17 protein-coding genes and 1 pseudogene are annotated in these 22,181 nt (G+C 46.1%); 3 read left to right on the top strand and 15 right to left on the bottom strand.

Features of this window, described 5'->3' with window-relative positions; genetic code table 11:
* Positions 1 to 66: 66 nt before the first annotated feature.
* The 5 genes from L1N85_RS13610 to L1N85_RS13590 form a co-directional block, all read right to left on the bottom strand.
* A complete protein-coding gene (locus L1N85_RS13610; RefSeq protein ID WP_235239271.1) occupies positions 67 to 939 on the bottom strand; it encodes a carbohydrate ABC transporter permease in 873 nt (290 codons plus the stop codon).
* 26 nt (positions 940 to 965) lie between these two features.
* The gene (locus L1N85_RS13605) at positions 966 to 1,946 is read right to left on the bottom strand and encodes an ABC transporter permease (RefSeq protein WP_235239268.1); all 981 of its coding nucleotides are present in this window, start codon (positions 1,944 to 1,946) and stop codon (positions 966 to 968) included.
* A gap of 170 nt (positions 1,947 to 2,116) precedes the next feature.
* Positions 2,117 to 2,860 carry a response regulator transcription factor gene (locus tag L1N85_RS13600; RefSeq protein ID WP_235239267.1) on the bottom strand — a complete coding sequence of 248 codons (744 nt, stop codon included), beginning with the start codon at positions 2,858 to 2,860 and terminating at the stop codon, positions 2,117 to 2,119.
* The gene (locus tag L1N85_RS13595; RefSeq protein WP_235239265.1) at positions 2,857 to 4,596 is read right to left on the bottom strand and encodes a sensor histidine kinase; all 1,740 of its coding nucleotides are present in this window, start codon (positions 4,594 to 4,596) and stop codon (positions 2,857 to 2,859) included. Before L1N85_RS13595 ends, L1N85_RS13600 begins: the two co-directional genes overlap by 4 nt.
* 273 nt (positions 4,597 to 4,869) lie before the next feature.
* Positions 4,870 to 5,736 carry a gamma-glutamylcyclotransferase gene (locus L1N85_RS13590; protein ID WP_235239262.1) on the bottom strand — a complete coding sequence of 289 codons (867 nt, stop codon included), beginning with the start codon at positions 5,734 to 5,736 and terminating at the stop codon, positions 4,870 to 4,872.
* A 725-nt stretch (positions 5,737 to 6,461) separates the two neighbouring features.
* On the opposite strand from L1N85_RS13590, the gene sstT reads away from it, so the two are divergent.
* A complete protein-coding gene (gene sstT / locus L1N85_RS13585; RefSeq protein WP_235239248.1) occupies positions 6,462 to 7,691 on the top strand; it encodes a serine/threonine transporter SstT in 1,230 nt (409 codons plus the stop codon).
* Positions 7,692 to 7,721: 30 nt separating this feature from the next.
* Here sstT and L1N85_RS13580 read toward each other — a convergent pair whose 3' ends face one another.
* From L1N85_RS13580 to L1N85_RS13555, 6 genes are all read right to left on the bottom strand, one after another.
* Positions 7,722 to 7,907: a hypothetical protein gene (locus L1N85_RS13580; RefSeq protein ID WP_235239244.1), complete on the bottom strand. Its 186-nt coding sequence runs from the start codon at positions 7,905 to 7,907 to the stop codon at positions 7,722 to 7,724.
* Between the two features lie 380 nt (positions 7,908 to 8,287).
* Positions 8,288 to 9,022, bottom strand: a complete 735-nt coding sequence (locus L1N85_RS13575; protein ID WP_235239241.1) for a class I SAM-dependent methyltransferase — start codon at positions 9,020 to 9,022, stop codon at positions 8,288 to 8,290.
* 340 nt (positions 9,023 to 9,362) lie between these two features.
* Positions 9,363 to 12,617, bottom strand: a complete 3,255-nt coding sequence (locus L1N85_RS13570) for a UvrD-helicase domain-containing protein (protein WP_235239238.1) — start codon at positions 12,615 to 12,617, stop codon at positions 9,363 to 9,365.
* Entirely contained in the window at positions 12,610 to 15,525 is a 2,916-nt protein-coding gene (locus tag L1N85_RS13565; protein ID WP_235239235.1) for a PD-(D/E)XK nuclease family protein, read from the bottom strand. Before L1N85_RS13565 ends, L1N85_RS13570 begins: the two co-directional genes overlap by 8 nt.
* Positions 15,526 to 15,552: 27 nt before the next feature.
* Positions 15,553 to 16,515 carry a helix-turn-helix transcriptional regulator gene (locus tag L1N85_RS13560; RefSeq protein ID WP_235239232.1) on the bottom strand — a complete coding sequence of 321 codons (963 nt, stop codon included), beginning with the start codon at positions 16,513 to 16,515 and terminating at the stop codon, positions 15,553 to 15,555.
* 76 nt (positions 16,516 to 16,591) lie between these two features.
* Positions 16,592 to 17,839, bottom strand: a complete 1,248-nt coding sequence (locus L1N85_RS13555; RefSeq protein WP_235239229.1) for a vWA domain-containing protein — start codon at positions 17,837 to 17,839, stop codon at positions 16,592 to 16,594.
* A 192-nt stretch (positions 17,840 to 18,031) separates the two neighbouring features.
* On the opposite strand from L1N85_RS13555, the gene L1N85_RS13550 reads away from it, so the two are divergent.
* Entirely contained in the window at positions 18,032 to 18,670 is a 639-nt protein-coding gene (locus L1N85_RS13550) for a hypothetical protein (RefSeq protein WP_235239226.1), read from the top strand.
* 112 nt (positions 18,671 to 18,782) lie between these two features.
* On the opposite strand, the gene L1N85_RS13545 is transcribed toward L1N85_RS13550, so the two are convergent.
* On the bottom strand, positions 18,783 to 19,520 hold the full coding sequence (locus tag L1N85_RS13545; RefSeq protein WP_235239223.1) for an NAD-dependent protein deacylase: 738 nt from the start codon (positions 19,518 to 19,520) through the stop codon (positions 18,783 to 18,785).
* A 198-nt stretch (positions 19,521 to 19,718) separates the two neighbouring features.
* The gene (locus L1N85_RS13540; RefSeq protein ID WP_235239220.1) at positions 19,719 to 20,804 is read right to left on the bottom strand and encodes an S-layer homology domain-containing protein; all 1,086 of its coding nucleotides are present in this window, start codon (positions 20,802 to 20,804) and stop codon (positions 19,719 to 19,721) included.
* 261 nt (positions 20,805 to 21,065) lie between these two features.
* Here L1N85_RS13540 and L1N85_RS13535 point away from each other — a divergent pair, with 261 nt between their 5' ends.
* Entirely contained in the window at positions 21,066 to 21,242 is a 177-nt protein-coding gene (locus tag L1N85_RS13535; RefSeq protein ID WP_235239217.1) for a HupE/UreJ family protein, read from the top strand.
* 84 nt (positions 21,243 to 21,326) lie between these two features.
* Here the strand turns inward: L1N85_RS13535 and L1N85_RS13530 are convergent, their stop codons facing one another.
* Both L1N85_RS13530 and L1N85_RS13525 read right to left on the bottom strand, forming a co-directional pair.
* Entirely contained in the window at positions 21,327 to 21,896 is a 570-nt protein-coding gene (locus L1N85_RS13530; protein ID WP_235239214.1) for a 50S ribosomal protein L25, read from the bottom strand.
* 189 nt (positions 21,897 to 22,085) lie between these two features.
* Positions 22,086 to 22,181: pseudogene (locus L1N85_RS13525) on the bottom strand (DUF1861 family protein); the annotation flags it as partial.

The following is a 22,181-nucleotide window of genomic DNA, read 5'->3' as shown; positions in this document are numbered from 1 at the left end:
ACCCCTCCAATTGTATTTTATATATATTAAAGCAGTTCGCTTTAATATCAAATATGGGAAATTCGCTTATCCTTTCACAGAACCCAGCATAATGCCTTTGACGAAATATTTTTGCAAGAATGGATAAACACATACGATCGGAGCGATCGATACCACCATGGAAGTAACCTGCAAAGAATAATTTGTAACACCCGATGCGCTGGATGCCGCACCGATCGATTCAATCGGGATATTGCTCTTGTTAATAATCTCCATCATCCGGAATGTGAGCGTGCGTAAGCCATCGGACTGAACAAAGTACGCTGAATCCAGCCAGGCATTCCATTGACCTACCCCCATGAAGAGAGCCATAGTTGCAAGCAGCGGCAGCGAAACCGGAAGAATTATCTTATAGAAGATAACAAACTCGTTTGCGCCGTCCATGAATGCCGACTCCTTCAATTCCGCCGGAATTTCCCGGAAGAAGGAAATAGCAATTAAAAGAAAGAACGTGCTCAGCATGGAAGGAATGATGTAAACACCGAAGGAATTCAGCAATCCAAGCGACCGCAAAACGACGTAATACGGAATCAGTCCTCCCGAGAAATACATCGCAAATATAATGATGGTAAAATATACCTTGCTTAGGAGGAGCTCCTTATGTGAAAGCCCATAAGCGACGAGACAGGTGAACATGACACCTAGGAACGTTCCTGTTACGGTCCTTGCTACAGTAACGAACAGCGCTTTAAACCATTGCGGATCCGAAAGAAACGTCGCATAATTCTCTAATGTGAAGCTTCTCGGCCACAAATATATGCCTCCGAGCAACGAGTCTGTGCCCTTATTGAATGAAATGATCAGTACATAATAGAACGGGTAAAGCGTTCCCATCAAGATGCAGAACAATAGAAAATAAATAATACTGTCAAACGCTAGGTCCTTCTGTCTTTGGCTCATGAGTAAATGTCTGTCCCTCCTTGTTCTCAGAATAAACTTGATCCAGATACTCTCTTCGCAATGTAATTGCTAGAGAAGATCAAGATAACGGAAATCACGGATTGAATCAGGTCAATTGCGGCTGCATAGGAGAATCTCCCGTCTGCTAAGCCAACTTTGAAGGCATAGGTTTGCACGATTTCCGAAGTCGAATTGTTAATGTCATTCCCAAGCAAATACGCTTGATCGAAGTTCGATCCGCCAATGCCTCCGCCAATGATGCTTCCGATGGCCAGAATCAACACCACCACAATCGTCCCCTTGATTCCGGGGAAAGTAATATTTAGAATCCGCGAAAGTCTTCCCGCCCCGTCAATCTGTGCCGCCTCATACAGTGCGGGATTAATGCCAGCGATTGAAGCGAGGAAGATGATTGTCCACCATCCCATTTCCTTCCAGACCGCGCTGCCCACGGCCAAACCCCAGAAATAATTAGCGCCTATGAGAATATCCAAAGGTTTGTCGATGATCCCGAGTTTCACCATCAAGTTGTTGACGATGCCGATATCTGTTGAAAAGAAGGAAAACGCAATACCGACGACAACTACCCATGAAATGAAATGCGGCAAATAGCTGACCGTTTGTACAAGGCGCTTGAAAGCCATATTCTTCACTTCATTCAGCAAGATGGCAAATAGAATCGGCGCCGGGAACGTAAATATTAATTTAAGAAAACTTAGCGCCAGTGTGTTTCTTACAATTTCTATGAAGCGGTAATCGTTTACAAATTCATCGAAATATTTGAGGCCTACCCAATTACTAGTGAAAATCCCCTGAATGCCTGTTACGATCGTGTAATCCTTGAAGGCCATGATAATACCGAACATCGGCGTGTAAGCGAAGATTAACAGAAACACCATCCCCAACCCCACGAATACGTGGAGCGGCCACTGTTTCTTAAACCGCTTCCAAAAAAATGTCTGCCCCCTTGCTGTAAGCGTTTTAGATACGGTTGTTTCCAGATTCACTAGACTTCCTCCCCTCGTTTTGATTATATAACTCATCGTAACTTGTCAAAAGACAACATATTTAAGAAAGCGTTGTCATTTTTTAATATAGGTATATTCCAAATCTCAGCTGAAGCGAAAAACCTCCGAACAACCGCGGTTTTCGCGGCTTACGGAGGTCTTTCTTTCGATCAACATTTACCCTTGCCCTCCTCGCTAGAATACGTCTTGTCGTCTTCTCTGTAGGCTCCCGGCGTGATACTCGTATATTTCTTGAACACTTTCGTGAAGTAATGCTTGTTCTCAAACCCGACCCGCTGTCCGATCACGTTAACGGGAAGATGATGATGCGTCCTGAGCAGCTTCTGTGCTTCCCGGATCCGCAAAGCGTTCAGATAATTGACGAAAGTATCTCCCGTTTCCTTCTTAAACAGGCTGCTGATGTAATTCGGATGTAGATCCATTAAATCAGCAACCCTGTCCAACGATAGTTCCTGCATGTAGTGCGCTTCCATATAGTTGAGGATTCGCTTGACGTGCCGTGCATATTGCGAATCCGATTCAGAAGGGAGCTCTTCGTCAATACGCGCCAAAAGTTCTCTAATCTCATCCTTGTCAATCGGTTTTAGCAAGTAGTCCACGACGCCGAAGCGCAGCGCTTTGCGAGCATACTCAAAATTGTCGTAACCTGTCAGAACGGTGAACCGGTCGCAAAGCCCGCACTCCCGCGCTTCTTCGATCAAATCAAACCCGTTTTTTTCCGGCATATTAAGATCCGTAACCGTGACGTCAGGCATAAATTCCCGCATGACAGCAAGCGCCTCAGGCACATTGCCCGCCCAACGCACTTCCGTCCCTGTAGGTGCCGCTTCCCTCACGATCTTGACCAAGCCGTTCAGAATCAACGGCTCATCATCCACAATCAGTACTTTCATCGTTTTTTCGCCGTCCTTTTATCAATTATGATGGTCAGGCTCGTTCCCTCTTCCCGCTCGCTGGCAAGCTCCAATCGCGACGTACCGCCAAAGAAGGATTTAATCCGTTCGCTGACATTATAGAGTCCTACGCCACCTTCTCCTTCACTCAGTGTTCTTGTCTCGATGTTCCTCGATAGCTGCCTTTGGATCGCGTTCAGCCTCTCCGGCGGGATACCGGCCCCGTTGTCGATGACGGCAATCCGGATTTCGTCGTCCGTTTCCTTCGCCTCAAGCCGGATCTGAACGGGCCTAATCAAGGTCGAGGCTCCATGGATGATACTGTTCTCAACCAATGGCTGGAGCATGAAACGGGGACAGGCAATTCGCGTCACGTCGACCGCAACGTCGATTTCGTAGGTTAGCCTGCTTTGAAGCCGCATCTTATGAATGTTGAGATAGAAAGTGACGGTCTCGATTTCCCTGGCCAGCACCGTGTTGTCCTGCTGTGAAGACAGACTGTAGCGCATCAGCTTCCCGAACCAGAATGATATGTCCGCAACCTCTTTATCGTTGTTGGATTCGGCGAGCATTCGGATGGTTTCCAGCGTGTTGTATAGAAAATGAGGTTTGATCTGCGCCTGAAGCACTTGATATGCTGCTTCCTTATTTCGCAGCTCCGCACGGTGAACATTGTTGATGAGCTCGTCCATGCGACGGATCATGCTGTTGTAAGTCGTGATGAGGAACCCGATTTCATCCTTGTTGTCCGGGCCGTTTACCATCACCTTCAAATTGTCTTCATCCAAGTTGCGCATATGCCTGGCTAGGCGGAGGATACGCTTCGTGATTGTTGATGCAAGCATGTAATAAGCAAACGACAAGGCCGCCAGCAGGGCGAAGATCGTCGAAACCAGGACAATTTCCTTTCGTTTGACCGTATGGAAAACGTCGTCTACCTTGCCCGTTACGACGACACGGACGCCAAGCTCCTTAATGTCCAACTGGTTCACGATCATTTTCCGGTTGATGATATAGGCTCTGCGTTTGTTCGCAGCAAGCAGCTTCTGCGTTTCCCCGTCAAGTCCCGCCATAACATCCCCCGCGGTCAGCGGCACACCCTGCTCCGACAGCAGGAAGGCTCTCCAGTTCCCTTCAACCCCAGCCGCCTCGTAAAATTTCTTGATCAAACCGCTGCTGATTCGGATCTCGAGAACTCCAATTATCTCCGTAATGTTGTTATTATAAATATTCTGATAATAAACGAGCGACGTCTCCGGCGCTCCGGGATCGAGCAGCTTCCATGCCCCTTTTGTGGGCTTCAGCGACCGGGAAACTTCCTCAGCCTGCGGCTCAAGCAAGGATATGTCAAGAAACCGATCGGTGATCGGAAGGACCTGTTGCTTCACCTTATAAATCTGGAGCGATTCGATTTCCGGGTTGGCAAACAGCGATTGCGTAAATATCGGACTGATGTAACGGATATATGCGTAGACGCTGTCGGAGTCGGATTCGTAAACTCCGTCCATATAATCAGTGACGTACAGATTATATTGCAGCATACGATGGATCGATTGAATCCGAATCAGGTCCGTTTTCATGTTCGCGTAGGCCTGCTCCAGAATTTTCTGCCGACTTTCGGCGAATTGATTGGTCAGGTTGCCGTAGATTTGAGTGTAATAGTAATATCCGAATACGATGACGGGAATAAAAATCAAGACTACGTATCCCAAAATGATTTTGCGGACGATGCTCATGATGACTTATCCCTCCTGTTCATCTAAATCTAACAGTATCATGAGAAAACAAAATCCGGTAGAGGCTTTTTATGCCACTACCGGTTCCGTTAGCTTACTGTTGCCGAACAGTTATTGGTTTGCCTTGATAAGAACTGATGGATTTATATAATCTAACTTAGCGACCGGTTTATTCAGGCAAAGATTTTCACAATTACCAATTAATTTAGCAAAGTGCATAAGTCATGTTATATCATTTTTTCAGGAAAAACATGGAATACAGATAAATTCAGTCTAATCCGCTCTTTCTCCCGATGGATAATGAAAAGACGAAATAAACCGTTCTACTAATGCTGTAAAATACTCACTAGAAACGATTGGCTCTGCACCTCGCAATATTTCTTTCATATACTTAACTGGGGGAGGAAGCTCCGTTTTTTTATCCGCTACTACAAAGGTCAATGCCTCTAACACCTCTCCGCCCTGCTGCATAACCGGGACGATAATAGGACGGTATGTCTTGCTCCTTACGCCTTCCCGTATATACAAATATTCGATAATAGCAGTCACCGGTACACGATACAGCTTCCCTTCCACATAACCGCCCGTTTCTACGATATCCGCCCGACCGCCATCGTCGCTATGTTTAGTAAATTGAAGATTAAACCCATTAAGCGTTCCTCTTCCGATTACATCTTGGAAATCTTCCAAGTAACCCGCTTCCTCGATTCGCTGTACATCCATGCAGCTGCCATAGGCAAAGTACGGGAATAGACTGCTCTTTTCCATGTGATACACTTTCCAATCCGAAAATGGAGCAAGAGACTGTATATCACTATCGTCGTTGTAAAAGTACGTCCAAGCTTTTATGCTGCCACGATCTGTATAGACCTCGACTTCAAAGCGATTGTACAGATTATCGGGATTTTCATTTCCGAAAAAATCTTCCAACTCATCCATACTCGCCAGCTGACTTTCGGAAACTTCGTACAGCTCGCCGGTCACCTCTCCTTCCATCTTTAATAAACCCGGATATCCATGACCGGTATCTACGAGCCCACCCTGTATTCTAGCCGCTGTAGCCAAGCAGGTTGAATCGGCAATAAGCCGGTGATTACATTCTCCTCTTCGAAGCGTTCCATAAACGAATACATTTTCCATACGCTTACCCCTTTCATCTTCCGGATTCTTTTGTTTTCTCTAATTATCCCGGTCATACTCTCACCTCCCATTTAACACTTAACTTAAGGCAACACCACGCTAGTAGTCTCTCAAAGCTAATAGTAGAGAATGGCTAGATATGGTATGATAATGCCAAAAAGAGGAATATAACGATGCGTCCTATAAAATACCCAGTCCGTTTATCGATTGAAGAACAAACGAGCTTGCGCAGCATATAAATATTCATCAAATTAGCAATCACAGACCCAAACATTGCTTCATCTCTTGATATTCCAACTTGACCGATTTGTTGATCTTGTGAAAAATCAAGCTTACAAGGTTATCCGAACAGAGTGGCGAAATACGGAGTTTCATTTGATCACATTTGACCAAATTATTTGCTGAAGCCGGAGTTTATCATTATAAAAGAAAACGGTCCGTTTCATTCTTAATTTGATGGAAATTTTTTCAGCCTTAGAATCTCTTCACCAGCTGCCTGTCAGCTACGAGGCGATTTGGTTCTTACCTCGATTGAACTTTCATCAATGAGTTGTGCCTGGCTAGACGCGCAAATAAATAAAAACTGGTAATTATACACAAACTTTTGCGCTCGTACACATTCGACAATTTTCGTGGTAAACTAAACGTTAAAATATAAACTTGCCAAATTACAACCTGGTGACTGGGCTTAGTTATATTTCCATATTAAAAACCGGAGGAAATACATGAAAACATTAATACTCAAGTGGAATCAATTGAGCCTGGTAAAACGAATATTTATGGGGATTATAGTTGGTATTATCTTGGCTTTATCGATTCCTAATGCAACAGGGATCACCATTTTCGGTTCCTTATTTGTATTCGCATTAAAGGCGGTTGCGCCCGTATTGGTCTTGCTGCTAGTGATGTCTGCCATCTCTAAACATAAAAAAGGCCATCAAACGAATATGAAAGCGATTCTTGCCCTCTATAGTGTAAGTACGTTTCTGGCGGGGCTGATAGCAGTTATTGCAAGTTTTATATTTCCGGTAAGCTTGTCACTTGTAAAGGGTGCCGAAAATCTGACTCCACCTGATGGGATTGTAGAAGTACTTAAGACATTACTGTTTCAGGTTGTTGATAACCCGGTAAACGCCCTAATGAATGCCAACTATATCGGTATCCTGGGCTGGGCTATCCTACTTGGCGTTGCTTTAAGAAATGCCCATGACAGTACAAAAACCTTGCTTGCAAATTTTTCAGATGCCGTATCACAAATCGTCAAATGGGTAATCAATTTGGCACCGTTAGGAATCATGGGACTTGTTTTTGATTCCATTACAACAAACGGGCTTTCTTCCTTGCTCGATTACGGAAAATTACTTCTCGTTCTTATTGGATGTATGCTATTTATAGCGCTTGTTGTCAATCCGCTGATCGTCTACCTGAATATTCGCAGAAATCCATATCCACTTGTTTTTAGTTGCCTGAAGGAAAGTGGGATTACCGCATTCTTTACTCGAAGTTCAGCTGCAAACATTCCAATCAACATGAGATTATGTGAAAAATTGGAGCTGGATAAAGATACGTATTCGGTATCCATTCCATTAGGTGCTACGATTAATATGGCGGGCGCAGCGGTTACGATTTCTGTCTTAACTCTCGCAACTGTTCATACGCTTGGCATTGAAGTGGATTTTGGTACGGCGCTTATTCTTAGCCTTCTATCCGCTGTATCTGCAGCAGGTGCCTCAGGTGTTGCCGGCGGCTCGCTCTTACTCATTCCGCTGGCGTGCAGCATATTCGGCATTCCGAATGATATTGCGATTCAGGTCGTTGGTGTAGGTTTCATCATAGGTGTTTTACAGGACTCTTTTGAAACAGCACTTAATTCATCCTCCGACGTACTTTTTACAGCAACAGCTGAATATGCAAAAAAACGTAAAGAAGGCAAGGAATACATGATTAATGTCTAAAAGCGGATGGAATATCCGCTTAAAAAATGTTCATATCGGCAGTAACAATGGATTTCCGCCCATTGAGATCAGGAGTTGCATAACCGTTTCAAAGGGCAGTTTTTTCTTTCGGGTAAAATCTTTTTTAGGGTTTTTGACAAAAGGTGCTGGTGCGGCTGATATTTCTCGTATGAGGAATGTCAGCGTTTGTTTTAGCGAATTCGCGTACTCATTCATTGGTGTAACCTCCTCGTTTTTCAAGGGGCTTCGCCACACATTTCAAAAGTCCATCCATTGGCCAGATCGGTTTCCCATAAGCCGGCAAATAATTATTTTTATAATACGGGACCGACTTCCTTATTTGCATGCTGCAATCCACCGTCTTTACAAATAAATGGAATCCTTCAGCATATTATTCGAAAATTGAGTTAAGTCTACGGGCAAATAATAAAATGTATATATACCTACGGGCCTGGGGCTCCACGCAACGCGAAGGCTGGCTTCCTCTCTAAACGTATAGTTAGACTAATAGAACAAAAGCAACCCGCCCTCTGACGAGGAACGAGCTGCTTTTGTTCTATAATTGATGAATAATTTAGTTGCACGGACTGAATTTCCTAATTCTTGACCGCTGCAATTAAGAGGAACATAGGACGGCGAATTTCGTCTCGCATGCCGGAATTGTTGATCAGCATTTCTTGCGTCGGTTGAAGCTCGGAAAGCTTCGTAATTCTGAAGCCGGATTCAATTAGTGCATTAACATGGGTGGCGACGGTTCGATGATATTTAATGACATCATTGTCCAGAAACCTGGTCTGCCGTGAACCTTCATAATGGTAATCGTCGACAGGCCAATGTAATTTTTCACCTTGCGGACCGTAGTGCCAGTCTTGTGCGGCGAGCGCGGTGAAGACCGGGTGTTCAACCGAGAGCACGAAGGTTCCCCCTGGTACAAGAAAGTGATGAACTTTCTCACAGATAATGTCAAAGCGCTCGACATAATGGAGTGCAAGAGAGCTTATCGCCACGTCGAATTCCTCTGCGGCAAAGTCGATGTCTTCGATCGCGAGACGGCGATACTCGATTTCAGAATCGTTGGTCATAGCTCTCGCGCGTTCTAACATATTCTCTGATAGATCTACACCCACCACCGATCGGGCCTGCTGTTCGCGCACATATCGGCAATGCCAGCCAAAGCCGCAGCCAAGATCCAGTACCTTTTTATTACATAGATCAGGCAGCAATGCACGTAAAGCGGACCATTCCCCAGCAGCATTCAGTCCGCCGATCGAACGAGGCATCTGACTGTAATTTTCGAAGAATCCTGAATCATCATATTTGTTCTGTTTCATATTAACCGAAGCCTCCTAACTTGATGACAAGAAAAATTCCTAATAGTTTGTTACCTATACATTACCATCACACTATAAAAAGTATCTATGGCAGTTTTAATTTTAATTAAACTTTACTGCCGGCATTTTGGATGCCGTCTCTTTTGTAATATAATTTACTATATATAACAAATGGTATTGGAGCTGAGAATCCGGATGAAATTGAAATTTCCGCCATATGCCCGGAGCAATATCATCCAGTTCAATTTTGCAAATATAGATCATTTAAGCTATCTCCTTTTCATCCATGAAATAAAGAATGCCTCACTAAGGAGGCGTTTTAACTTATATAGTTACAACATCAAACAACAACAAACCGATCCCTATCCAAAAAATATACCCCCGCTTCCTTCACCTTATCACCAATCATTCGTTCCCACTCTTCCACATACGCCTGTACCTGCGGCTTATAAAACTCCACAAACTGCTGCTCCTGCTCCAGTTCATACCGATCCGTCTTGAAGTCGACAATAACCCAGCCCTCCTCCTCCTCGAATACTAGGTCGATGACGCCGCGAAGCAGCGTCGCGACTGCCCCTCCAGTTTCACTCTCAGCAATCTCCCGGGTAGTCATAAAGGAAAACTCGTGATATTTCCTCCTTGCTTTCAAGCTTCTCTTCCATAATTCCGACTGCGTGACCAGCAGCACCGCCTTCTCCGCTTGCTCAAACCATATCTCATCAACGCCCTCTTCCTCAGCCACCATGCGGCAGAAGTCAGTCAAATCGACTACATCCAAACCTTCCCCCAGCGCCTGCAAGCACCGATGAATCAAGCTTCCGTAAGCCATCCCTTTCCCTTCGGAGGACCGCTGGAGGATAATCTCACTGGACGACTTTGTAAGCCCAGTCACACTTCCTACCCGATAACTGGGCTGAGAGCAAGCCGCCAGCCCAAGACTCCAATCCTCTAATCTCTCCCCCACATTCGGGGCTTCCACCAACCGCTCCTGCGCTACCGGGGCAACCGCTGTAAAATCCAGCTCCAGCTGATGCTGAAGAGGAACCGCCAGCATGCTCCACGGATCGATTGCTGGCCGCGCTGGATATTGACTCACAATGAGCAGCTGCTTCGCACGGGTGACCGCTACATAGAGCAGGCGCTCCGTCTCCGCATGCATGAATTCCCGCTCCCTCTCCGCACGCTCTGTCCAGCCTACGGGCTGGGCGAGAATTTCCGAAGTGTAGCTGTCCTTCTGCTTCGAGATCGTAAAATACCCAAGCGGCGGCTCCGCCAACCGATCCACATGCTCCGACGCATCATGATCGATATCGCCGCAAGGGCAGGCCAGCAGTACGACCGGTGCCTCCAGTCCCTTCGCCTTATGAAGGTTCATGATGCGAACCGCATTCCCGCTTCCGGAGAATATGCTTGCCGCCTCCATCCCATCCTTATCAGTCAACCGTCCAAGACAATCGGTTAAGGACCGCCATTCGACGGCTGCCTCCGGCTCGCCTTGCAGCAATTCCAACAGCTTAATCAGTGTCCCGCTTCGGATTGCGCCGGATTCACCTGCAGCTGCCGCCGGGATGAGACCGATATCGTCGACGATACGGGTGAAGGCTGCCAAAGCCGGAAGCGCGAATACCCACTCGGCATATTGCCTCAGTCTCCGCAGCGCTTGCTCCACCTTCATGCCTTTCTCCGAAAGGGCGGCAGGATCCACGCTTGCGTACAACTCAATGCTTCCGCCTTCTCGGCGATAATGATGCAGCTCATCGTCGCTTACCCCGAACAGCATCCCGCGGAGTACAGCCAGTAACGGCACTTGATCGGTAGGATCGTTTAACGCCTGAACCAGCAGGCTTATTGCTCGCAGCTCTTCGGAAACAACCTGGCTTCCTGACGTACCGGATGAAATCCCATATCGATCGAGCAGCTCCGCATACAAGTTAATGTATCTGCGGAATTTTAACAAAATGAGAAAATCGCCTGGGACGGCCGGACGAGAGATTCGTTTGCCTTCCCGATCTCTCTCTTGAATCATCAGATTTCCAGCGCAAGCCCAAGCAATAAACTGCGCAACCCGCTCCGCATCATACAGCGCGATATCCAGCTGCCGGTCCCAATCTTGCTTCGGTACGGTTTGTGTATATACGCCGTGCAAGGACGCCTTGCCTCCCGGATTTGGCTGTTGAGTCATCATGTGCACGAAGGGAGCCTGATAATCCGAAACGACTCCCGGCATCGCAAATTTACTCTCAAAAGCATAATTGACAAAGTCCCCGATCGATTTGACGGATCGGAAGTTGCGCGTTAATTGCAGCACAGCGCCGCACTCTGAAATACGCTTTTTCACAAAATTATAGGTCGAAATGTCCGCTCTGCGAAACCGGTAGATAGATTGCTTCGGATCGCCGACCACAAATAAGGAACCGGGACGGGGCAGCTGCTTGCGCCAATCGGATTCCGATTCGTCAGCCCCTGTCAGCAGCATCATCATTTCAGCTTGAATCGGGTCCGTATCTTGAAATTCATCGACAAATAACCGGCTGTACCGTCGAACAAAATACCGCCGGACCTCCGGATACGTTCGCAGAAGCTCGGCTGCCTTCATTAGTAAGTCCTGAAAGTTAAGCTTTCCCGCTTCCATACGTTTTTGTCTGCAGAAACGCACCGCCGGAAGGACGAAGGCGATCAGCTTCGGATGAAGGAACTCCCTCCAGTCCTGAAGAAAAGGACGCAGCACTGACGTCTGCCACTCGTTGAACTGCTCCTTGATCTGCTTCGCCATCTTGGGATCTGTCCAGCGATTCTGCGTAACGCCCAAACTCCGGTCGAAAAGCTTCGCCATGATCAGAACATTCATATCGTCCGCCATATTCTTGCTTCGCATATGCCGCTGAGCCGTACGTATGATCTTCTGCAGATCGTCCCAACCTTTCTCCGGCTCGGAAGTCGGGATATAGACGGCCGCATCTTCCAGTATGGGGAACAGCGCGTTACGCAGTCGGTCGAAATCTGGGCGTTCTACTTGCTCCGTATAAATCTCCACATCCTCATACTCCGAAACCCGATTGTAGACGGTCCGCAAATCCTCCACATGAATTTGAAGAGAGGAAAGCTCATTCATGGAGCTTACTTCGCCGCGAATACGAAGTTCGTCCAGATATTCATCCCAGCATCGATCCCGCAGCTCCGTATCCTCCAGATCATCCATTTCCCGGAAAGCCGGATCAAGCCCCGCTTCAATAGGCCGTTCCCTGAGCAGTCTGCCGCAAAAAGCATGAATGGTCCCGATGAAGCATTCCGGCACTTGGCGCATAGCTTCCTCCAGGTTTTCCCGTTCAGGCCCTGCATCCGCCTTGGAAAACTCCTGCTCTAATCTTAGACGAAATCGGCTCATAAGCTCCGCCGCCGCTTTGTTCGTAAACGTAATGGCCGCAATGTTGCGAACCTCGGCTTTGCGCTCCCGAATCAAAGCGATCATCCTGCCCACGATGGAGGTCGTTTTACCGGAACCAGCGCCTGCTTCCACCAGAAATGTCGTATCTAAATCCTTCGCGATTCGGGAGCGAGCCTCCTCATCTTCTTGAAGCAGCTGTTCATTAAGCAAAACGATTCACCTCCAATATTCGTTCCAGTCTGTCTGCATTCCCGGCGGCGTCCCTTTTATCCGCAAATTGTTCCGCATGAGAGCCGCATACCGCGTTGTAATCGCACCAAATACATATTTTAGAATCGTTGGCAGGCGGATATAAGCCTTGCTTCATCGCTCCAAGCATGGCGCCGAGAAGAGCTTTCAAATCTTCTCTCCGGTTTTGAGGACGATTGATTTCCTCACCCATCCCCCGTTCCGTAGGAAATAGATAAGCCGATTCCACTACTTGGGCTTGCCCGTCAACGCCAGTCTCTTTCATCCATTGCTCGACTGCGAGCCCATAGAGAGGCAGTTGAATTTGTGTCCCGCCGGAGAAGCACTCGTTTTGCTTGAACTTTCTCGGATTGCCTGTCTTGTAGTCATAAATTTTGTAGCGATGAGGAGTGATCTCATCCACTCGATCCACGAATCCTTTGATTGGCAATGACCATTCTTCGCTTATCTTCAACTGCAGCGGTGAATCGTCCCCATGGAGCTGCAGCTCCGTGTAAACAGGAATAGTCGTTCGATTCTTCTCCCCAGCGAAGAAAATGTCCGCATCCTTACGAATGCTTTCCGCTTCCTTGCTCAAAATATGCTCGCTTGGCGCCGGAACTTCCTCCGCATACTGCCCGATGATCTGTTCCGTAATGATACGCAGCAGCTCAGCAGCATTACGGACGAAGTCATTTCCTTGTGTACGGTATTCCTTAACGCCCATCAAGTACTGATCAAAGATATCATGCAGCAAGCTGCCGCGTTGACTCGCGTTCAACCACTGTGTACGGTCGTAGACAGCAGCCTCTTTCGCTCGGACTCCCAAAATATATTGATAAAAATATTGCAGAGGGCATCTGCCGTAACGCTCCAGGCTGCTGGCGCTGAAAGCAGAGGAGGCACCTGCCTCTCCTGGAAGAAGAACTGGATAACGGTCTGTTTCCACAATACCGTCATAAGGCGAAAGCTTCGGTTCAGACCTTGCCTGCACAGCCCTAGCCCCTTCTCTTAATGAGGGATAATGAGAATAAATAACTTGCTGCGCTGTCATCAAGCGAGACGGATTGGAAAGCAGCGAACGCATCCAAATCTCCACCGCATCAACAGCAATACCTGACGAGGTTCGGAAATAGCGTTTTGTTTCCTCCATCGAGTGGTGCAGGACCTCATAATCCGCATTCGCTTGCTTCGTTTTCTTGCGAAAGACCTGAAGCATCTCATATGCAGGCGTATATTCGCAATGCTCAGCAATATCATAGGAGCAATAACTCATCGTACAATGACCGCGGATCATAGAGATCCTGCTGTTTCGCTCTTCAACAAGCCGCTTCGCCTGCGATGAACTTAATAGCAGACTAGTACTAATTCGTTCCCGTTCTTCGTCAAGTATCACAGGATCTTGGCGGAAGGAAGGCGACCAGATCGTTTCCGTCATTCCCATAATGAAGGTGTAGGGACGACCCGTTTGCCCGCCGGAAGACAAAGAAGTCACATGAATATGGCCCGGCGAAGGGGTTGAAACCTTTTGGACTCGCAAGCTATCCAATTCTTCACGAACATACCGGAGCACCAAGTCACCATTTATGGCAAAATCACCAGCGGCTCGCATCGACTGCTCCAAGCTTTGAAGCTGGTCGATGACCTGATGATCGCTTTCTTCTTTTAATACCGCATAAGCCTTTACGAATTGCGTCAGCTCATGAACCAACTTTACCGGCGTGCGGAGCGCTTGCTCGGTAAGAGGCTCAAATAATCTTGCAAATACGCGTTGAAGTAATTGTAAAACGGTAAGCCTTTCTTTCTGGATGTTTTCCGCTTTCAACATTGAGGTGAGCAGCTTATACCGCTCTCTTCCCCAGCCGATTCCTGATTGCTCCAATTCCCGAATCAAACGGTCCGCCTTGGCATCCTCAAGCTGATCATCTCTCAGTCGAATGATCCCTTGTTTCAAGGCCGTTAGAATAGGAGCAAGATTGAATCCGGATTCCATCCATACCATATACATTTTTGCTGCTTTGCCTGCGTTCGTGACGCCAATAGGCAGCCCGCCGGCAAAGGTACATGGAATATGAGATGTGGAAGCAACCGTATAAACGGCAGCAGCATTCTTCTCCTTGTCGGAAGCGATGATTTCAACCTGACCCCATGGAATTTTCTGCTCAACTATACGACGCATCACCTCACGGGCTTCCGCAATTGATCCTGCAGTGTGGAAGAACTGAGTACCCTCAGCAGGAAAATGGGAGTCCGGAGCTGTAAATCCTGAAACATCGCACAGCATCATGAAATTGCCGGCAGTAGCTGTTTGTATGAGTCTTCTATCCGTTTCCGACCGGACAGCATATTTGTCAATGATGATCGTATCGTTGGACAACGAATTCTGCTCGCTATAGTCCAACAGGCCTGCCAGATCAACATATTTATTTTTTTCCAGCCAATTCTCATAGCTAGCTAACAACTCTTTAACGAAAGTTCCTTTTGCGGCTTGTTCAAAATGTTCCAGGACCAGCCCCGCCGCTCGCACTCGGCTTTCACGCAGCTCCATCACCGCTTGATGAAAGGCATCGGTCAGTCCTGGCGTTAACGCGATTCCGGTCAAATAACCGTTGCCATTTTGGCTTATGTCCTGAAGCAGCTTACACAAGATCCACTTAGATTCAGAAGAAAAGAGGTAGCGCAGCTTCTTCTTCGCTAGGAATAGCTTGGATCTTTCCAAAGCCCAAGTCTCCAGTGTTCGAACCTCGGTATTAAGCACAGAACCATACTGCCTTGTTACCTGCTCCAACCATTGATGCCCCTGCGCATGGCTTGAGACGATCAGTACTTTTCGATCCAGCGGATTGCTTTGTATGATTTCATAAAGATGCTGAATTTTTGACCTCATCATCCAAGAACCCCCTGTCACCTAGTGGGATTAAACTTCATACAGCGTTTTCCAGCGCTCAAGCTTTTCACGCATCACATTGCGATAGGAAACGGGCTCTAAAATTTCCGCATCAGGTCCGTATTGACTCAGCCAATTCAGGAATTCGCGGTCATGATTGACCGTCACCTCAAAGAGCAAGCTCCCGTCTTTTTGCGGAGTCAACTTGGGCTTCATGAATAGTTCCTCTTCCTTTACATACCTGGCCGAATCCGGGTGAAAACGGACTTTGAACTTGATTTGATGCTCGCCGCGCTCAATCGACCATGTATTTTTCATATACGTCTTAAGATTAAAATCCTCTTTGTCAAAGGTTTGCTCCAAAATCTCGACATCGCGAAAGCGGCTGATTCGGAACGTCCGGATATCTTTGGCGGAATGACAATAACCTATGACATAGAACCGATAATCCCGAGGCACCAAATAATAGGGATCGATGTCTCTTTGCGATTGTTCATTCCGGCCTTGCGAATAGTACACCGTCCGAATGGTTTGCTGGGAAAGCGTAGCTTGAATAATGTCATAGAGAAAGGATCTGCCGTCTTCCCTGTACGCTGGAGTTCCGAGCTGGATGACATCCGCGACATGCTGCACAATATCGACGCGTCTAGCTTTTTCTTTATGGTGAGTTCCCATGACTTTCTCATAAGCAGAATCAAAGCCTTCAGGAATCAATGTTTTTATTTGCTCCAACACGGAAGGAAGCATGGAGAAGGACACCGCCTCCTGCTCCGTCCAGTCAAGCGGGTACATGGAGAAGTTACTGATGAAAGCATATCCTTTGCCATGCCCGAAGTTGGAGATGGGAATATTCATCGCGTGAAGCGCCTCAAGATCTCTATAAATCGTCCGCTCCGTTGTCTCGCAGCGTTCGGCTAGTTCTCTGGCCAAAATACCCGGTTTGGATTGGATCAGATTAATGATGCGCATTAAGCGAATTAAACGTTCGGTCACAGCAGACACTCTCCTTTTTTTCCCAATCAACATAGGCAATATCTAGTAAGTTCGACCTATGCCTAGAAGAGTCCTGCTATTTCTTTCGCTTTATCTGACGATACTTCTGCTCATGAAGCGACTTCCTTGTTTGGCTGGAAAACGAGAAATCCTCCAACTGGTTATAAAGCAGTTGCGCCTCCTCCCGAAGCTCGGCATCCTCGGATTGTATAGCGGCACACAGCATCGTATCAGCCTGCTGCTGCAGCAGCTTGAGCCCGGTCTCTTCATCTCCGCTGTCAAAAGCATCAATAGCATGTTCAATCGCCAAAGCAGTCTCCGTGATTTTGACTTGTTTTTCGACGTGGGAATTAGGAGCTTGCCCGAGCAGGTTAAAGTCATTCGTAAAGCTCGCTTCGACTGCGAACTGCAGCGAGTAGAGCTTGGCTCCATTCGTTACATCCGCGTAGTCCCATTGAATGTCTAAAGCTTTATGCTTCCCTGCCGCATGCGGATGGAACGATAGTTCCACTAGGATGGATTTCGTTTCTTGATCGAACACATCGCCGAGAGAAAGCCTCAGGCCCTGATCTGTATTTTCCAGTTTATATCCGTAAATATGGTTAATCGATACGCTCTCCGAAGGCTTGATGGTTAGCTGCACATTTTGAGCGATCACCGACATCAGACCCTCAAGTTCTTTTGAGAAAATACTAGGAATATCTTCCGGCTTCGCTATGAAGTAGAAGTTGCCGCCTCCGTGGTCGGCGATGCCCTCCATCAGCTCCTCGTCAAACCCGTCTCCTACACCCATTGTCGTTATGCCAACTCCCATACTGGAGAACTCCTTGGCGATAGACTGCAGCTTAGCGCTGTCCGTAATTCCCTCGTTGGCATGGCCATCGGATAGCAGAATGACCCGATTTACGCTTCCTTCTTTTTGTCCTTGCTTAACGTACTGAATGCCTTGCAGTAATCCTCCGCTAAGGTTCGTGCATCCGCCTGTTCCTATCGTCTCGATCTGCTTTTTCATAAGGTCCTTATGCGTCACGTTTTGTTGAGCAAATATCGTTTGGACTTGATCGTCGAAGGCTACCATACTTAACTGGTCACTCTTACTCAATTGATCCGTGACGAACTGACAAGCCTTCTTGCTGAAGGCAAGCGGAGTCCCTTCCATCGAGCCGCTGCGGTCCAGCACCAGCGATACATTCATTGGTGCTCGATCCGTACGCGATTCAGCCGTATTTCCTTTTAGCTCGAGCAGCAGAAATGCCCGCTCCGTCCCTCCCGTCGGCCAAAACTCTTTGTTCCATGCAGCGGTCGTTATAATAGTTGTACTCATATGCGGCATCCTCTCCTATTGAACTATTGATAAGAATGTAACATACGGATTGGGCAACGCTGTGTCAGGGAATGGTTGTTCGTATAGAAAGAAAAAACTCAGCCCGTTATGGAGCTGAGTTTTACATTTCAAAACAGGAAACTATTTGAAAGCTGCTGCGTCTTATACATATTACATTTTAAGGGAGAGATCATGATGAAAATAACTTGTTTCTACGGTTCTTATTCAGATATGGGTTACATTTATTTAAAGCCTTCAGAATTTTCCACAAAAAATTTAGAATCAGAAAACGAGCTTGCGCAGTATATAAATATTGATCAAATTAGCATTCCTTATCTCACAGACCCAAACATTGCTTCATCTCTTGATAAAATGACGGTTGCTGCGCATACATTCGAAGCTGATTATGAGAATGGCTATGATACAGAGTATGGCAATGATATGGATGATGACGGTTATATTACTGGAATTGAATTAACACTCCAACTTGACCGATTTGTTGATCTAGTGAAAAATCAGGCTTACAAGGTTATCCGGACAGAGTGGCGAAATACGGAGTTTCATTTGGTCACATTAGACCATTGGGAGAAAGTGTTTCAAACGAACAATGTCATTTATAAATTGAATAATCAAGAAGACGCCTTCGTTATTGTTCAACTTGAAGAGCCCGAGAAGCTTGGTTACCACTACACCGATAAGAACGATAGACAGCCTATTGCTTTGTTCAAAGCTTTAATTACCTCAAGAAATGATATTTATCCCATTGATTATTTGCTGAAGCCGGAGTTTATCATTATAAAAGAAAACCGGTCCGTTTCATTCTTAATTTGATAGATGGAACCAAATTACGTTGAATTAAAGCGTCAATAAACCTCCGCCAATTAAGGGGAGGTTCTGTTGCGTTCTATCGGTTACACGGTGTTTAAATGCAAGGCGCTTCTTTTTATTTAGCTATATATGGCTTGACTTGATTAAATACAAGAACAATGTCCTCATGAATAACTATATCGAACATGCCATCACTCATTGTCGGTTCCTTGTTAATGATCACTTTCGCAATATGGCTTGCGTTTCGGATGTAGCTTGGCAGTTCCTTAACGGGAAAAACATTTAACGATGTCCCTAATGCTAAAAAAGCATCGGTTTCGCACGTAGATGTATAGGCTTCTTCCATATGCTTCACTCTGCCTTCGAATAACACAACATCGGTTTTTAGAATATACCCATCCTTTTCGCAGCGAGGAATTTCTTCTTTCAGCAGATGCTCCATCCCGTAATTCTGGCGGCATTTCGGACACTTCGCGGTATCTAATGCTCCATGGACCTCTAAGACGTTTGTGCTGCCGGCTTTGCGATGCAGCCCATCAACGTTTTGAGTGATAATCGTCACTTCTTTGCCCATATTCTCCAGCTCTTTCAAGAATTGATGACCAGGATTAGGTTCATATTGCCCTATGGCATCGAAACGAAAAATATCTTTGAAATACTTCCAAAACAGCTTGGGATTCATGTTGAAATACGATTCCGATAAGATACTTTCCAAATTCAAATCGTTATCGTATAAGCCTCCGCGGGAACGAAAATCAGGAAGTCCGCTTGCCGTACTAATACCCGCTCCGGTTAGTACCGTTATTTTTTTAACCTTCGTTAATACTTGTGCCAGTTGTTCATACACATTCACCTTTTTCACCTCTTACAGCGAATTATACCTCAGCATGTATGGTATTCAATAACTTATCCGTAGGCGTAGGTGGATTCATCTCCAATAAGAACAGGGATTTTCATAAAATCCTTCTTTATTAACGAAGGCTTTTACGAAAATCCCTTATCGATCAAGGAATCTGCTGTCTCACTCTACATCGTTTACTTGGGCAATCTGTTAAAATGGTTCTGTCTGTTCCGGTAAATATCGAATCAAATGCTCGAGAATGCCAGTTTGCTCCGCTTCATGTGCGACCTTCGAAGCCTCTTCGACCCATGGGAAGGACCACAAATTTAGCGTAACATCCGGGTAATGCTGAATAACCTTGGTTTCGCCGTCCATTAATGCCCCTCTCTGAAGGGCCAAACTCATCATTTTGGCGGCAACCTGTCGTTCAACCGGTTCATCCGGGAAGAAATGTTCCTTATCTATCCCATCAATATATTTCAATCCTTTTGCAGTTGCGATCGCATCCTTCGCCCAATGATTCTTCGAGTCGTCGAAGGTCACAAGCGGGACGCTTTCAATTCCTCTAACGCGTAATAGCAAGCTCACAAATTCAGCGCGTGTAATCTTTTCCTCCGGCCGGAATTTTCCATTGTCCCCGACCATATAGCCGTGTGCAGCTACCTTGCGAATGTAATCATAGGCCCAATATGTTTCGGGCGCATCGGAGAATGAGAAATCCTTCCCGGTTTCCGTCAAATTTAAAATTCGAACCAACGTTGCGGCAGTTTCTGCGCGGGTTTGATACGCTTTTGGATGAAATTTACCATCCGGATAACCATGATAGAACGGCTGATGGACTTCAGTTCCTAATTCTACCTTCGTTTTTCCGCTCTCGTACAGCACGATTGTCCCTGTTCCTGTTTGACAAGAAACCTCGTAAGCTATAACCGACTCTTGTTTCTGATCCGCTTTTACCTTTAAGTTGAAATGAATGACGTCTGCGCCGTTGCCCGGCATATCTTTCAAATTCCATGTTATTGTGCTGTTAAGTTCATCCCATTCGAAATCACTGGTCTCGTCTAGCGTTAATCCGTTCGGGACCTTAACCTTGATCCATGCCTTCGACATGATGTTATTTTGCACATTGTGATAAAGAATGTGATACGAAATTTCCCCTCCAGATGGCACCTTTTTTTGATCGGCGACGATTTGGCAAGCTAGATCGGCTGAAATGGCAAAAGACTGACGTGGTAACATCAACAGCATACTAAGTGTCAACAGTGCCGCAAGTACAGCATAAGAACTTTTTTTCACTTCTAAACCTCCATCCTTTAATAATGAGTATAATTATGCCGGGCAGAAGTTCATTATGCACCGCCCTTAATGAGCATACATGTATTCAAATCAACACATAAGTACCATACTTCCTATATTCACCAAATCTTATTGCTCTCCTGACACCCCGCATACACTAGCTAACTAACATAAGACATGAAATAAACAAAACATAGGTAATAGAGGGAATTGAAGAAGATGATGGTAATAAAAAAGTTGATGAGGAGCTCTAAGGCCCGTATGATTCTCTTCAACGTAGGGGTGGAGCTCGGGCAGATTATAATCATCGCGCTCGTATTCCCGCTTGTCGTTTTATTACAGCGTTACCGGACCTATCCCCGTATCGTTTATACCAGTTCCGCTGCCGTCATTGTGATGGGCGTAATTTGGTTTATACAACGAACGACGATGCTATAACCGAATGAATAGGAAAATAGAGCAAAAAGCAGCCCGCCCTCTGACGAGGAACGAACTGCTTTTTCTATAATAAGACGAAATCTTTTATGCTGTTTCTTCGATTTCCGCATGCACCGTTTTGATCTGGATCATGACCGTATTCGGATCAGTCAACACTTCAATTCCATCCTTGAAAATCAGGTCGGATACGAGAAGCTGGGCACCGGCTGCAAGGCCGCTTATATCCACTTCCATGGAAGACGGCAAATCTCCCGGCATACAGCGAACTTCTACTTCATACATTTCCACCTGCAGTACCCCGCCGGATTTCACGCCGATAGCCTCTCCGGAAAAATGGATGGTTACTTTGCTATCCATGCTTTCAGTCATGTTCACATGGTGAAAGTCGATATGCAGCAACTTGCCCGACATGGTTTCCCTTTGGATATTCTGAACAACGACCGGCATCACTTTTTCATCGGATGTCTTGCCCTGCAGAATAGCCCGCGGATTTTTTTTCAAAATGTCCAGCATTTCTTTTTCGTTAACTTCTAATGACATAGTATCTTTACCAATTCCATACAACACAGCCGGAATGCGTCCCTGTTTTCTTGCTTGATTCAAGTGAGACTTCGTTTCGCCAGTGCGCTTGTTCAATTGAATAAATTTACTCATTTGTTTGTTCCCACTCTCTTTTGACCATAAATTCTTGTCAAAATGATTATAACATGACCATAGAATCTAGTCAAATGAACCATTTCTCATTTCTCATTATTCATATTCCATAAATGGATCAGGAATTTCAATATGATAGGCCTTGCGGCAATAATTTTTATAGGTGTTTTCTCCTGCAAATTACATGTAAAAAAAGAAGACTTGAGAGAACTCGCTGTCCCGTTCCTCAACTCTTCCTAAGATCACTTCCTCCCCGTCATATAGAAACGGGGCCGTTATATTATA

The organism is Paenibacillus alkaliterrae (genome assembly GCF_021532375.1).
Taxonomy (GTDB): domain Bacteria; phylum Bacillota; class Bacilli; order Paenibacillales; family Paenibacillaceae; genus Pristimantibacillus; species Pristimantibacillus alkaliterrae.
This window is presented reverse-complemented; position numbering and strand designations above follow the sequence as displayed.